At 70.2% G+C, this 13,182-nt stretch carries 13 protein-coding genes; 6 read left to right on the forward strand and 7 right to left on the reverse strand.

Translation table 11 applies throughout. From position 1 onward, the window contains the following. The 5 genes from ACY0MJ_RS02915 to ACY0MJ_RS02935 all read right to left on the reverse strand — a co-directional run bounded on the left by ACY0MJ_RS02915 (window position 1) and on the right by ACY0MJ_RS02935 (window position 5,438). The gene (locus tag ACY0MJ_RS02915) at window positions 1-1,521 is read right to left on the reverse strand and encodes an ABC transporter substrate-binding protein (protein ID WP_462636776.1); all 1,521 of its coding nucleotides are present in this window, start codon (window positions 1,519-1,521) and stop codon (window positions 1-3) included. Window positions 1,522-1,542: 21 nt separating this feature from the next. Beyond that, window positions 1,543-2,631 (reverse strand): ABC transporter ATP-binding protein, encoded by a 1,089-nt coding sequence (locus tag ACY0MJ_RS02920; protein WP_462636777.1) that lies wholly within the window; start codon window positions 2,629-2,631, stop codon window positions 1,543-1,545. Beyond that, window positions 2,628-3,641 (reverse strand): ABC transporter ATP-binding protein, encoded by a 1,014-nt coding sequence (locus ACY0MJ_RS02925; RefSeq protein WP_462636778.1) that lies wholly within the window; start codon window positions 3,639-3,641, stop codon window positions 2,628-2,630. The genes ACY0MJ_RS02920 and ACY0MJ_RS02925 overlap by 4 nt, the downstream gene beginning before the upstream one ends. Continuing rightward, window positions 3,641-4,357, reverse strand: coding sequence for a DUF1028 domain-containing protein (locus tag ACY0MJ_RS02930; protein WP_462636779.1), 717 nt, complete (start codon window positions 4,355-4,357; stop codon window positions 3,641-3,643). The genes ACY0MJ_RS02925 and ACY0MJ_RS02930 overlap by 1 nt, the downstream gene beginning before the upstream one ends. A gap of 70 nt (window positions 4,358-4,427) precedes the next feature. Further along, a complete protein-coding gene (locus ACY0MJ_RS02935) occupies window positions 4,428-5,438 on the reverse strand; it encodes a fumarylacetoacetate hydrolase family protein (RefSeq protein ID WP_462636780.1) in 1,011 nt (336 codons plus the stop codon). Window positions 5,439-5,525: 87 nt separating this feature from the next. Between ACY0MJ_RS02935 and ACY0MJ_RS02940 the strand changes: the two genes are divergently transcribed. The 4 genes from ACY0MJ_RS02940 (at window position 5,526) to ACY0MJ_RS02955 (ending at window position 8,586) form a co-directional block, all read left to right on the forward strand. After that, a complete protein-coding gene (locus ACY0MJ_RS02940; RefSeq protein ID WP_462636781.1) occupies window positions 5,526-6,302 on the forward strand; it encodes an IclR family transcriptional regulator in 777 nt (258 codons plus the stop codon). Continuing rightward, window positions 6,299-7,363 (forward strand): DUF3108 domain-containing protein, encoded by a 1,065-nt coding sequence (locus tag ACY0MJ_RS02945; protein ID WP_462636782.1) that lies wholly within the window; start codon window positions 6,299-6,301, stop codon window positions 7,361-7,363. Before ACY0MJ_RS02940 ends, ACY0MJ_RS02945 begins: the two co-directional genes overlap by 4 nt. Before the next feature lie 117 nt (window positions 7,364-7,480). Next, window positions 7,481-7,753 carry a BTH_I0359 family protein gene (locus tag ACY0MJ_RS02950; RefSeq protein WP_462636783.1) on the forward strand — a complete coding sequence of 91 codons (273 nt, stop codon included), beginning with the start codon at window positions 7,481-7,483 and terminating at the stop codon, window positions 7,751-7,753. Between the two features lie 89 nt (window positions 7,754-7,842). Beyond that, window positions 7,843-8,586, forward strand: a complete 744-nt coding sequence (locus tag ACY0MJ_RS02955) for a ChaN family lipoprotein (protein WP_462636784.1) — start codon at window positions 7,843-7,845, stop codon at window positions 8,584-8,586. Window positions 8,587-8,601: 15 nt separating this feature from the next. Here ACY0MJ_RS02955 and aptA read toward each other — a convergent pair whose 3' ends face one another. Then, window positions 8,602-9,933 carry an omega-aminotransferase AptA gene (gene aptA, locus ACY0MJ_RS02960; protein ID WP_462636785.1) on the reverse strand — a complete coding sequence of 444 codons (1,332 nt, stop codon included), beginning with the start codon at window positions 9,931-9,933 and terminating at the stop codon, window positions 8,602-8,604. 49 nt (window positions 9,934-9,982) lie between these two features. Next, window positions 9,983-10,738, reverse strand: coding sequence for a DUF4197 domain-containing protein (locus tag ACY0MJ_RS02965; RefSeq protein ID WP_462636786.1), 756 nt, complete (start codon window positions 10,736-10,738; stop codon window positions 9,983-9,985). A 91-nt stretch (window positions 10,739-10,829) separates the two neighbouring features. Between ACY0MJ_RS02965 and purU the strand changes: the two genes are divergently transcribed. Then, window positions 10,830-11,678, forward strand: coding sequence for a formyltetrahydrofolate deformylase (gene purU, locus ACY0MJ_RS02970; RefSeq protein ID WP_462636787.1), 849 nt, complete (start codon window positions 10,830-10,832; stop codon window positions 11,676-11,678). Window positions 11,679-11,688: 10 nt separating this feature from the next. Further along, window positions 11,689-13,182 carry an FAD-linked oxidase C-terminal domain-containing protein gene (locus ACY0MJ_RS02975; RefSeq protein ID WP_462636788.1) on the forward strand — a complete coding sequence of 498 codons (1,494 nt, stop codon included), beginning with the start codon at window positions 11,689-11,691 and terminating at the stop codon, window positions 13,180-13,182.

Here is a 13,182-nt window from a genome sequence, read left to right on the forward strand (position 1 = left end):
TTACATCTTCACGCCGGTCACCCGGAACAGGCCGTCGGGGATGTTGCGCACGCCTTGCAGCTTGGGCGTGTACGCCCACAGCCACTTGCGGTGGTACAGGTAGACGATGGGCCGCTCCTTGAGCATCTTGGCGGCGACCTGCTCGAACACCTTCTTGCGCTGCGCCGGGTCCAGCACCTCGCGCGACTTCTTGATCATGGCGTCGGTCTCGGGGTCGCAGTAGCCGGAGTAGTTGAGCGGCTGCTTGCACACGTCGAAGCTGTACAGGTTGCCGTCCGGGTCCGGCCGGCCGCTCCAGGCCAGCACGTAGGCTTCGAAATCGCCCTTGTCTGCCATGTTCAGCGAGGTGGCGAATTCGGCGGCCTGGATCTTCACGTCGAAGCCGGCTTCGCGGGCCATCGCCTGCACCACCAGGCCGATGCGCTGCGCGTCCGACGTCGTCGGCGTCAGCAGGGTGAAGCTCGGGTTGGTCACGCCGGCCGCCTTCAGCAGCGCCTTGGCCTTGGCGACGTCGCGCTTGGGCACCGGCACGTTCTTCGCGTACCAGGGGTTGGTCGGCGCCACCCACTGGTTGCCGGCGATCGCCTCGTTGTCCATCACCACCTGCACCAGTCCCTGGCGGTCCAGCGACAGCTCGAAGGCTTCGCGCACGCGCGGGTCGCGCAGCACGCTGGTGTTGGCCTTGTCGCTCTTGCCGACGTTGATGGTGATGCCCTGGTAGCCGATCTCGGTGATGTTCGAGGTCTTGAACTTCTTCTCGGCGGCGATCTTGGCCATGTCGCTCGGCGCGAACCGCTCGATGAAGTCGAGCTGGCCCGAGCGCAGGTTCGCCAGCCGCACCGTCGCGTCCGGGATCGGCGTGTAGATCACCTTGTCGAAGTGCACCGCGCCCTTGTTCCAGTAGTTGTCGAAGCGCTCCAGCACGATGCGGTCCTGCGGGACGCGCTCGACGAACTTGAACGGGCCGGAGCAGACCGGGTGCAGCGCGAACTTGTCGCCCTCGGCCTTCGCCGCCTTGGGCGACACCATCATGCCGGCGCGGTCGGTCAGCTGCGCCACCAGCGGCGCGAAGGGCGCGGCCACGTTCAGGCGCACGGTGTGGTCGTCGACCACGTCGACGCTGGTCACGGGCGCCAGCTCGCCGCGGCGGTTGGAGCCGGCCATCGTCTTGTGGCGCTCGATGTTGAACTTGACGGCGGCGGCGTCGAACTTCTCGCCGTCATGGAAGGTCACGCCCTCGCGCAGCTTGAGCACGAGCGACTTGTTGTCGGGCGCCCACTGGTAGCTGGTCGCGAGCTGCGGCACGATGTTGAGCTTCTCGTCGATGTCGAACAGCTTGTCGCACAGGCTGGCGAACACCATGCGGCCGACGAAGGTGCGCGCCAGGGTCGGGTCCAGCGCGTCGGGGTCTTCGGCGAGGCCGATGCGCAGGGTCTGGGCGTGCGCCGCGGCCGCCAGGGCGGCGCCGAACGCGAGGGCGGCGAGCGGCCGCAGGAATCGTCGCAATGCAATGGAAGGCATGGTGAGCGCTCCGGTTGGTTGTCAGAGAGGGGACGAAACGGGGTCGGCGGCGACGAAGGCCGCCTGCAGGCGCTCCAGGCGCCGCCGCGCGGGCGTGAAGGCGACCGGCTGCACGGCGCCGGCGCGCGCCTGCAGCTCGCGCCAGAAGTGGCAGGCCGCGGCGTGGCCATCGGGCGTGGCTTCCAGCAGCGGCGTCTTTTCCGAACAGAGCGGCTGCGCGAACGGGCAACGCGTATGGAAGTGGCAACCCGAAGGCGGGTCCAGGGGGCTGGGCACGTCTCCGCCCAGCACCGCGCGTTCGCGCCGCGCATCCGGCTCCGGCTGCGGGATCGCGCCCAGCAGCGCCTGCGTGTACGGGTGGCGCGGCGCGGCGTACAGCGCGTTCTTGTCGGCGATCTCGACGATGCGCCCGAGGTACATCACGGCCACCCGGCTGGCGATGTGCTTGACCACCGCCAGGTCGTGCGCGATGAAGATGTAGGCCAGGCCGAAGCGGCGCTGCAGGTCCTGCAGCAGGTTCACCACCTGGGCCTGCACGGAGACGTCCAGCGCGGACACGGCCTCGTCGCAGACGATCAGCCGCGGTTCCACCGCCAGCGCGCGGGCGATGCCGATGCGCTGGCGCTGGCCGCCGGAGAACTCGTGCGGATAGCGCTGCGCGTGCTCGGGCGCCAGGCCCACCGTGTGCAGCAGTTCGGCCACGCGCTCGCGTTCGCGGCCGGCGTGCAGCCCGTGCAGCTTCAGCGGCTCCAGCAGGGTCTGGCCGACCGTCATGCGCGGGTTCAGCGACGAATACGGGTCCTGGAAGATGATCTGCATGGCCCGCCTCTGCGCGCGCAACTGCCTCGCGCCCAGCTCGGCGATGTCGCTGCCTTCGAAGCTGATGCGCCCGGCGGTCGGCTCGATCAGGCGCAGCACCAGCCGCCCCAGCGTCGACTTGCCGCAACCGGACTCGCCGACCACGCCCAGCGTTTCGCCGGCCGCCAGCTGCAGGTCCACGCCGTCGACGGCGCGCACCAGGCCGCCCACGCGCCCGAACAGGCCGCGGCGCACCGGGAAGTGCTTGACCAGCCCTTCGGCCCGCAACAGCGGCGCGGTAATGATGCTCATGCTGGCACCACGGCTGCGGCCGGATGCGGCACCAGCACGTCCGGGTCGAGCGGCGCGCGCCAGCACGCCGACAGGTGCCGCGCACCGACCTCCATCAGCGGCGGCACCTCGGCGCGGCATCGGTCGATGGCGAAGGGGCAGCGGTCGGCGAAGTTGCAGCCCGCCGGCCGGTGCAGCGGGTTGGGCACCTGGCCTTCGATCGAGGCGAGGCGCTCGCGCTCGACGTCCAGCCGCGGGATGGAGCCGAGCAGGCCGACCGTGTACGGGTGCTGCGGCGCATCGAAGATGGCGCGCACCGGCGCCCGCTCGACGATGCGCCCGGAATACATCACGGCCACTTCATCGGCCACTTCCGCGACCACGCCGAGGTCGTGCGTGATCAGGATGACGGCGGTGCCGGTCTCGGCCTGCAGTGCGCGCATCAGCTCCAGGATCTGCGCCTGGATCGTGACGTCCAGCGCCGTCGTCGGCTCGTCGGCGATCAAGAGCCGCGGCTCGCAGGCCAGCGCCATCGCGATCATCGCCCGCTGGCGCATGCCGCCGGACAGCTTGTGCGGATATTCGTGGAAGCGCTGTTCCGGCGCCGGGATGCGCACCTGGCGCAGCACCTCGATGGCGCGTTCGCGCGCCTGCGCCCGCGGCATGGAACGATGCCGAAGCAGCCCTTCGACGATCTGGTCGCCGATGGTGAAGGCCGGGTTCAGCGAGGTCATCGGCTCCTGGAAGATCATCGCCATGCCGTTGCCGCGCAGGTCCAGCAGCTCGCGCGCCGGCGCGCCGACCAGCTCGCGGCCCTCGAAGCGGATCGAACCGCCGGCGATGCGGCCCGGCGGATTCGGCACCAGGCCCATGATGGACAGCGCCGTCACGCTCTTGCCGCAGCCCGATTCGCCGACGATGGCCAGCGTCCGGCCGGCTTCGATGCCGAAGCTGACGCCGTCCACGGCGGGAAACTGCCCGTCGTCCGTCGTGAACTCCGTGCGCAGGTCCCGCAACTCCAGCACCGCCATCAGCCGCGCCCCTCGCGTTGTGCGTGGAAGCGCGCGACGCGCTCCTCGATCCGCGCGCGGTCGGTCAGGCCCACGGGGTCGTGGCGGCCGGCCAGGCAGGCCATGAAGGGCTGGTAGCGATCCAGGCTGACGCGGTACAGGCGCTGCAGCTCCCGCACCGGCTCGGCATGGTCGTCCACGCGCAGGTCCAGCTGCGGCCAGTCCTCGTCGGCGTGGATGCGCAGGGCGGCGCCCTGCTTGCCGCGCTTGTCGCCGCCGGCGGCCTCGCCGGCGGCGAGCGCGGCCAGCAGGCGCCCGGCCAGGTCCTGCCCGGCGCTGTCCAGGAAGGCCCGCGCGGTGGCCTCCACGACCTGCGGGCCGGCCAGCATGTTGCCGGCCACGCTGAAGTCGTCGCCGAGCTGGTGGCCGCACCAATCGATGCACTCGCTGCCGGTCCATGCGGCCGGCGCGCCCCGGGCCGGCAGCACGTGCAGCTGGCGCTGCTCGCGGCCGGCGTCGGCGGCGGTGAGGGAGGCCACCACCTCGGCGGGCGCCAGGCCCTGCTCGAGAAGCGCCAGGCCGCGGGGGCCGTAGAGCGGATTCATGAGGGCCTGCGTGGACAGCGCGCCGACGCCGCGCCGCGTGTGCACGCACAGGGCGCCGACGGCGAAGAAGCGGCTGGCAATGGCGACGCCGAATCGCCCTTGCGCGTCACGCGCCAGGATGGACCAGGTCATGGGGCGGTTGGCATGCTAGCAGCGAGCACGCGCCGCCGGACCCGGGTTCACCCTGTCCGGGAAAGGGCCGCTATGCCGGTCCCACCACCCTCTGCTCGATGGCGCCGAAGATGCTCTGCCCGTCCTTGCCCTTCATCTCGATGCGGATGGTGTCGCCGAAGCGCATGAATCCGGTGGAGGGCTTGCCGTCCTGGATGGTCTCGATCGCGCGCTTCTCGGCGATGCAGCTGTAGCCCTTGGGCCAGTCGGTCTTGCCGTTGGCGCCCGTCACGCCCTTGTTGCTGACCGTGCCGGAGCCGACGATGCTGCCGGCGCGCACGTTGCGCGTCTTGCAGATGTGCGCGATCAGCTGGCCGAAGTGGAAGGTCATGTCGGGGCCGGCCTCGCACATGCCGACCTTGCGGCCGTTCCAGCTGCTTTGCAGGACCAGGTTCACGCGGCCGCCGTCCCAGGCGTCGCCCAGTTCGTCCGGCGTGACCGCGACCGGACCGAAGGCGGTGGCCGGCTTGCTCTGGAAGAAGCCGAAGCCCTTGGCGAGCTCGCTGGGGATCAGGTTGCGCAGGCTCCAGTCGTTGGCGATCGCCAGCAGCCGCACGCCTTCCAGGGCCTGCTCCGGCGTGGCGCCCATGGGCACGTCGCCGGTGATCACGGTGATCTCCGCCTCGAAGTCGATGCCCCAGTCCTCGGACAGGAACTTCGCGTCTTGCTGCGGGCCCAGGAAGTCGTCGCTGCCGCCCTGGTACATCAGCGGGTCCTCGTAGTAGGTCTTGGGCACTTCCGCGTTGCGCGCGGCGCGCACCAGCTCCACGTGATTGAGGTAGGCGGAGCCGTCGGCCCACTGGTAGGCGCGCGGCAGCGGCGCCATGCACTGCGCCGGGTCGAAGGGGAAGGCGTGCCGCGCCTTGCCGGCGTTCAGCGCGTCGTAGAGGTCCTGCAGTTGCGGGGCGAGGAAGTTCCAGTCGTCCAGCACCTGCTGCAGCTTGCCGGCAATGCCGGTCGCATAATGGGCCGACTGCAGGTCGCGCGAGACCACCACCAGTTGCCCGTCGCGCGAGCCGTCCCTGTACGTTGCCAGTTTCATCGAATGGACCTCGGATTCCGGATGCGCTAGAGTCCCGCCGGACGTTACGCATAGTGAAATGAATTTACCTAATCGTAATTCTATCGGATGAAGGAACGGGCAGGCATCCAGTCGGTGGAGGTCGGTTTCACGCTGCTGCAGGCGCTCGGCGAGGCGGAAGGCCCGCTGATGCTGCGCGACCTCGCGCGCGCCGCCAACATGAGCGCCGCCAAGGCCCACCGCTACCTCGTGAGCTTCCAGCGCCTGCAGCTGGTGGTGCAGGATGCCGCCAGCACCCGCTACGACCTGGGGCCCGCGGCGCTGAAGCTGGGCCTGGCCTCGCTCTCGCGGCTCGACGCGGTGAAGCTCGCCCGCGAGCGCGTGACGCTGCTCATGGAGGAGATCGGCCACACGCTCGCGCTCGCCGTCTGGGGCAACCACGGGCCGACCGTGGTGCACTGGGAGGAGTCGCCTTCCGCCGTCACCGTGAACCTGCGCCTGGGCGACGTCATGCCGCTGCTCACGTCCGCCACCGGCCTGTGCTTCGCGGCGCACGCACCCGAGGAGGCGATCAAGGCGCAGCTGAAGGAGGAGATGGCGCTCGCGCAGAAGCAGGGCCGCAAGGACGTGCCCGCCACGATGGCGGAGGCGCGGGCCCTGCTGCAGCAGGTGCGGCAACGCGGCGCCTCGCGCGTGGTCGACACCCTGCTGCCGGGCATCGTCGGCTTCTGCGTGCCGGTGTTCGACTCCGACGGACACATGGCCCTGGGCATGGTGGCGCTCGGTCCGTCCGGCACCTTCGATGCCGAGTGGGGCGGCGCCGTCGACAAGCCGCTGCGCGCCGCCGCCGCGCAGCTCTCCAGCGACCTCGGCTACCGGGGATGAAGCGCAAGGCCAGCGGCGGCCGCTGGCAGCAGCTGTCGCTGCTGGCCGGCGTGGTGCTGGCGGCGCACCTCGCGCTGCTGCAAGGCAGCTGGCCGGTGCTCGCGCCGCGGCACGAGAAATCGGTGCAGCACTTCACGACGCGCACGATCGTGGTGCCGGCTGCGCCGCAGCCGCCCGCGGCGACCGTCGCCCCGCCCGCGCCCCCGGCGCGGATCGCTGGGGTGCCTGGCGGCACCACCAGCCTACGAACACCCGCCCCACCCGCCGCCCCCCGTAGGCTGGCGGTGAGCGAAGCGAACCCCAGCACGCCGCCACCCCCGCCATCCCCGCCACCCGAAGCCGCCGCCCCCGCCCTGACGCCGGCCCCCGCCCCGCCGGCCGCCCCGGCCCCCTCCGCCGCCGCCTCCTTCGTCCCCCCGATCCTCGCCGTCCCCCAACCCGCCGTGATGCGCTACGAGGTGAGCGTGCACGCCCGCGGCTTCACGCTCTCCGGCCAGGCGCGCCTGGACTGGTGGCACGATGCCGAGCGCTACGACGTCCGGCTGGAGGTCTCCGCCCTCGGCCTGCGCCCGCGCGTACAGCAAAGCACCGGCCGCCTGACCGAGGAAGGCCTGGCGCCGGAGCGCTTCTCCGACAAGTCGCGCAGCGAGCAGGCCACCCATTTCGACCGCGCCGGCGGCCGCGTGGTCTTCAGCAACAACCGGCCCGAGGCGGCGCTCGCGCCCGGCATGCAGGACCGCCTGAGCGTGGTCGTGCAGCTGTCGATGCTGGTGGCGAGCGATCCCGCGCGCTTCACGCCGGGCACGGAGGTCCTCATCCCCACGGCCAGCACGCGCGAGGCGGAGGACTGGACCTTCCGCGTCGAGGGCGAGGAAGACCTCGACCTGCCCGGCGGCCGCGTGCGCGGCCTCAAGCTCCTGCGCCTGCCGCGCAAGGAGTTCGACCAGAAGGTGGAACTGTGGCTCGCTCCCGGCAAGGATTACGCCCCGGTGCGCCTGCGTCTGACAAACCCGGACGGTGGGTGGGTCGACCAGCGCTGGTCCTCTACCGACAGGGGCTGAGCCCGCCCCCGCCTAGATTGGAGTCATGGCCAATCCGGCCCGCCTGCGGTGTCCGCACTTGAGTGCCACACTTGAATCGGAGCCCATCGCAGCCAGCTAAGGCAAAAGGAATCAATCATGCAAATGCTCTATGACTCCGACTCTTTCGTGGTGGTGCACCTGCAGGCCAACGAGCCTGCGGAGGGCGAGGCGCACCCCCACATGGTCCGGCACGGCTTCGAGATCGTGGACAAGCGCTCCAACAAGGAGGTCTACCTCGACGGTACCTGGGCCGACGCCTTCCAGCGCCAGATCAACGCCTGGCAGCTGAACACCCCCACGCAGGAAGAGGTGGAAGAGACGCTGGACGGCTATGCCGAGCTGGCGCAGAACCCCCTGGTGATCCACTGACGGGCTCGACCCCGGAAAAGAGCGCGGGCAGCCCCCGCGCTTTTTTCATGGGAAGCCCGGCCGTGCGGCCAAAGCTTAGGATCGCCCCCATGCGCCTGCCGCTCGCCTTCCCGCTCACCCTGCTGCTGCTCTCCGCCTGTGCCGCGCCGCCGCCCCTGCCGGGGATCGGCGACGTGCAGGCCTTGCTGATCGGCGAACAGCACGACGCCGGCGCGCAGCCCCGGCTGCAGGAACGCTGGGTCCGCGCCCTGGCCGGGCGTGGAAAGCTCCGCGCCCTGGCGCTGGAGATGGCCGAACGCGGCGCCAGCACCGCCGGCCTGCCGTCCACGGCGAGCGAGACCGAAGTCCGCGAGGCGCTGCGCTGGGACGCCGCCGGCTGGCCCTGGGAGCGCTACCGGCCGGCCATCATGGCCGCCGTGCGCGCGGGCGTTCCGGTGCTGGGCGCGAACCTGCCCCGCTCGCAGCAGCGGCAGGCGATGCAGGACGCGGAATTCGACCGGCTGCTGCCCGGCCCGGCGCTGAAGGCGCAGCAGCAGGCCGTGCGCCTGGGCCACTGCGGGCTGCTGCCGGAAAGCCAGATCCGGCCGATGACGCGGGTGCAGATCGCGCGCGACCAGGCGATGGCGCAGACCATCGCCTCGCTCGCGCGGCCCGGGCAGACGGTGCTGCTGCTGGCGGGCGCCGGCCACGTGGAGCCGGAAGTCGGCGTCCCGCTGCACCTGCCCCCCACCGTCACCGTCCGCCCGCTGACGCTGCCGCCGGAGGAGACGGGGAAGGATTACTGCGACGAGATGCGCAAGGAGATGGGCAAGCCCATGTCATTGCGGCCTTGAGCCGCAATCCATGGCTTACGCGTTCGCCTTGATCGAATCCGCCAGCGTGTTCACCAGCTGGTCTATGTGCTGCTTCTCCACGATGTACGGCGGCGCGATCACCACCACGTCGCCGGCGGGCCGCACCAGCGAGCCCTTCTTGAAGCAGTCGACGAAGATGTCGTAGGCGCGCTTGCCCGGCTTGCCGGGCAGCGAGGCCAGTTCCACCGCCGCGGCCAGGCCCAGGCTGCGGATGCCGATCACGTTGGGCAGGCCCTTGAGCGTGGAGTGGAACGCGTCGCCCAGCACCTTGCCCATTTCCGCCGCGCGCGGGAACAGGCCCTCGTCCTTGTACAGCTGCAGCGTCGCCACGGCGGCGGCCGCCGCCACAGGGTGGCCCGAGTAGGTGTAGCCGTGGAAGAACTCGATGACGTGCTCCGGCGCGTCGGTCTTCATCATCGCGTCGTAGATCTTGTCGCGGCAGATCACCCCGCCCATGGGGATCACGCCGTTGGTGACGCACTTGGCGAAGTTCAGCATGTCGGGCACGACGCCGTAGAAGTCGGCGCCGAAGTTCGTGCCCATGCGGCCGAAGCCGGTGATCACCTCGTCGAAGATCAGCAGGATGCCGTGCTGGTCGCAGATCTCGCGCAGGCGCTTCAGGTAGCCCTTGGGCGGCAGGTACCAGCCGGCCGAGCCGGCGACGGGCTCGACGATGATGGCCGCCACGTTGCTCGGGTCGTGCAGCGGCAGGATCCGGTTGACCAGGTCGGCCAGGTAGTCCTCCTGGGACTCCGGCTCCTTGTTGTGGATGTACGGGTTGGCCGGGTCGTGGATGAAGCGCATGTGGTCCACGCGCGGCAGCAGCGCCGTGCCGTAGACCTTGCGGTTGGCGGAGATGCCGCCCACGCTCATGCCGCCGAAGCCGACCCCGTGGTAGCCCTTCTCGCGGCCGATGAAGACGTTGCGGTGGCCCTCGCCGCGGGCGCGGTGGTAGGCCAGCGCCACCTTCAGCGACGTGTCGGCGGCCTCCGAGCCGGAGTTGCAGAACAGGACCTTGTTCAGGTCGCCGGGCGCCATGGCGGCGATCATCTCGGCGGCCTGGAAGGCGCGGTCGTTGCTCGCCTGGAAGGCCGTGGCGTAGTCCAGCGTGTCGAGCTGCTTCTTGATCGCCTCGTTGATGGGCTTGCGGTTGTGCCCGGCGCCGACGCACCAGAGGCTGGAGATGCCGTCGATCACCTTCTTGCCGTCGTGCGTGGTGAACTGCATGCCGTCGGCGGCGACGAAGACGCGCGGATCCTTGCGGAAGGCGCGGTTGGGCGTGAAGGGCAGCCAATGGCTGTCCATGTTGAAGTCGTTGTAGGCCATCTGGGGAACTCCTGGAACTCCTGGACGAGCCCCCATTCTGCTCCTGTCGTCAGCGCAGGGCGCCGAAGACCTTCTGCAGGATGGCGCTTCCCGTGCCCACGGGGTCGCGGCGGATCTTCTTCTCTTCCTCGCCGATCATGAAGTACAGGCCGTCCAGGGCCTTGCGCGTGACGTAGTGGTCCACGGTGGGGTCCTCGGGCTTGTAGAGGCCGAGTCCCCGCGCCTTGCCGACCACGCGGTCGTACTTCTTCACCAGGCCCACCTTCGAGGTCGCCTGGTGGACCACGGGCAGGAAGGTGCCGCCCAGGGGCGTGCGCGTCTTGTCGGCGAAGAAGCTCGTGACCGAGGTGTCGCCGCCCGTGAGGATCTTCTTGGCGTCGGCGACGGTGATGTTGCGCACGGCGTCGACCAGCAGGTCCTTCGCCATGGGCACGGCGGATTCGGCGGCGCGATTGAGCGAGACCTCCAGGTCCTCCAGCTGCCGGCCGAGGCCCAGGGACTGCAGCAGCCGGGCGACGTCCTGCATCGCCTTGGGCAAGGGGATGTGGACCTCCGGACGGGCGAGGAAGCCGTCCGGCCGCCCGAGCAGCTTCACCGCGGCCAGGGCGCCGGTTTCCAGGGCCGCCATCAACCCCCTGTTCGCATCGAGGTCGCTGATGCCGGCGAGCCCCGGGCCGCCCTGCCCCTGCTGGCCGTGGGGCCGGACGAATCCTTCCAGGAGGTCGTGCAGGCTCTGGGCGCGCGCCGGCGCGGCGAGCACGGGGATGAACGCCGCCAGGGCGGCGGACAGGTCACGGCGTCGCATGGGTCCCCCAACTGTCGTTTTCTATGGCTGGGCATGATGCCCCGCCCCCCTCGGAAGCGTCAATCCGCGCGCCTGCGACAATTGCACACTTATGTCCGAAGCCTACATCCTCACCCTTTCCTGCCCCGACCGGCCGGGGATCGTCCACGCGGTTTCCGGTTTCCTGCTGGAGCGCGGCGGCAACATCGAGGAAGCCGCCCAGTACAACGACCACGACACCGGCCTGTTCTTCATGCGCGTGCGCTTCGCCTGCGGCACGCTCACGCAGGAGGACCTGCGGGCGCAGCTGAAGATGTTCGCCGAGGGCTTCCAGATGCAGTGGAAGCTGCACGCCAGCGCCCAGCCGATGAAGACCGTGATCTTCGTCAGCAAGGAAGGCCATTGCCTGAACGACCTGCTGTTCCGGTGGAAGAGCGGCCTGCTGCCGCTGGACATCCGGGCGATCGTCTCCAACCACCGCGAGTTCTACCAGCTGGCCGCGAGCTACAACGTGCCCTTCCACCACATCCCGGTGACGGCCGCCACCAAGGCCCAGGCGGAGGCGCGCGCGTACGAGGTGATCGAATCCGAAGGCGCCGACCTGGTTGTGCTGGCGCGCTACATGCAGATCCTGTCGGACGACCTGTGCCGCAAGCTGGCGGGCCGCGCGATCAACATCCACCACAGCTTCCTTCCCAGCTTCAAGGGCGCCAAGCCCTACTACCAGGCGCACGAGCGCGGCGTGAAGCTGATCGGGGCGACGGCGCACTACGTGACCGCGGACCTCGACGAAGGCCCGATCATCGAGCAGGACGTGTCCCGCGTGGACCACTCCCGCTCGGTCGAGGACCTCACCGCGCAGGGCCGCGACACGGAGAGCATGGTGCTGGCGCGCGCCGTGAAGTGGCACAGCGAGCACCGCGTGCTGCTCAATGGCCACAAGACGGTGATCTTCAAGTAGCCTGCAGCCCATGAACGCGCCCGAGCCCCTCTCCGTGCACGAACGCGCCGAACGCCAGGCGCAGGTCGTGGCCGCGCTGAAGCAAGTGCTGCCGCACGGCTGCCTGCTGTGGAACGAGGAGGAGACCACGCCCTACGAGTGCGACGGCCTCACCGCCTACCGCGAGCGGCCGCTGGTCGTGGCCCTGCCCGAATCGGAAGCGCAGGTGCAGGCGGTGCTGAAGGCCTGTCACGCGCTCAGCGTACCGGTCGTGGCGCGCGGCGCGGGGACGGGGCTCTCCGGCGGCGCGCTGCCGCACCGGCTGGGCGTGACGCTGTCGCTGGCCAAGTTCAACGCGATCCGCGGCATCGACCCGGCATCGCGCACGGCCGTCGTGCAGTGCGGCGTGCGCAACCTCGCCATCAGCGAGGCGGCCGCGAGCTACGGCCTGTACTACGCGCCCGATCCGTCCAGCCAGATCGCCTGCACCATCGGCGGCAACGTCGCCGAGAACTCGGGCGGCGTGCACTGCCTGAAGTACGGCCTGACGCTGCACAACGTGATGAAGGTACGCGGCTTCACGGCGGAAGGCGAGCCGGTGGAGTTCGGCAGCGACGCGCTCGACGTGCCCGGCTACGACCTGCTGTCCGTGGTGATCGGCAGCGAGGGCATGCTGGCCGTCGCCGTGGAAGTCACGGTGAAGCTGATCCCCAAGCCGCAGCTGGCGCGCTGCATCATGGCCAGCTTCGACGACGTGCGCAAGGCCGGCGACGCGGTCGCGGCGGTGATCGCCGCCGGCATCATCCCGGCCGGGCTGGAGATGATGGACAAGCCGATGACGGCGGCCGTGGAGGACTTCGTGCACGCGGGCTACGACCTGCAGGCCGAGGCGATCCTGCTGTGCGAGAGCGACGGCACGCCGGAGGAGGTGGAGGAGGAGATCGGCCGCATGACCGAGGTGCTGCGCGCCGCCGGCGCCACCGCGATCGCGGTGAGCCGCGACGAGGCCGAGCGCCTGCGCTTCTGGAGCGGCCGCAAGAACGCGTTCCCCGCCTCGGGGCGCATCAGCCCCGACTACATGTGCATGGATTCGACCATCCCGCGCAAGCGCCTGGCCGACATCCTGCTGGCCATCCAGGAGATGGAGAAGAAGTACGGGCTGCGCTGCGCCAACGTGTTCCACGCGGGCGACGGCAACCTGCACCCGCTGATCCTGTTCGACGCCAACGACGCCGAGCAGCTGCACCGCTGCGAACTGTTCGGCGCCGACATCCTGGAGACCAGCGTCGCCATGGGCGGCACGGTGACGGGCGAGCACGGCGTCGGCGTCGAGAAGCTGAACTCGATGTGCGTGCAGTTCAGCGCCGCGGAGATGGAGCAGATGCGCGGCGTGAAGCGCGCCTTCGACCCGCAGGAAGGGCTGAACCCGGGCAAGGTCATCCCCACGCTGAACCGCTGCGCCGAATACGGAAAGATGCTGGTGCGCGGCGGCCGCATCACCCACCCGGACCTGCCGCGCTTCTGA

The sequence above is a fragment of the Ramlibacter sp. bp-362 genome, assembly GCF_054956735.1.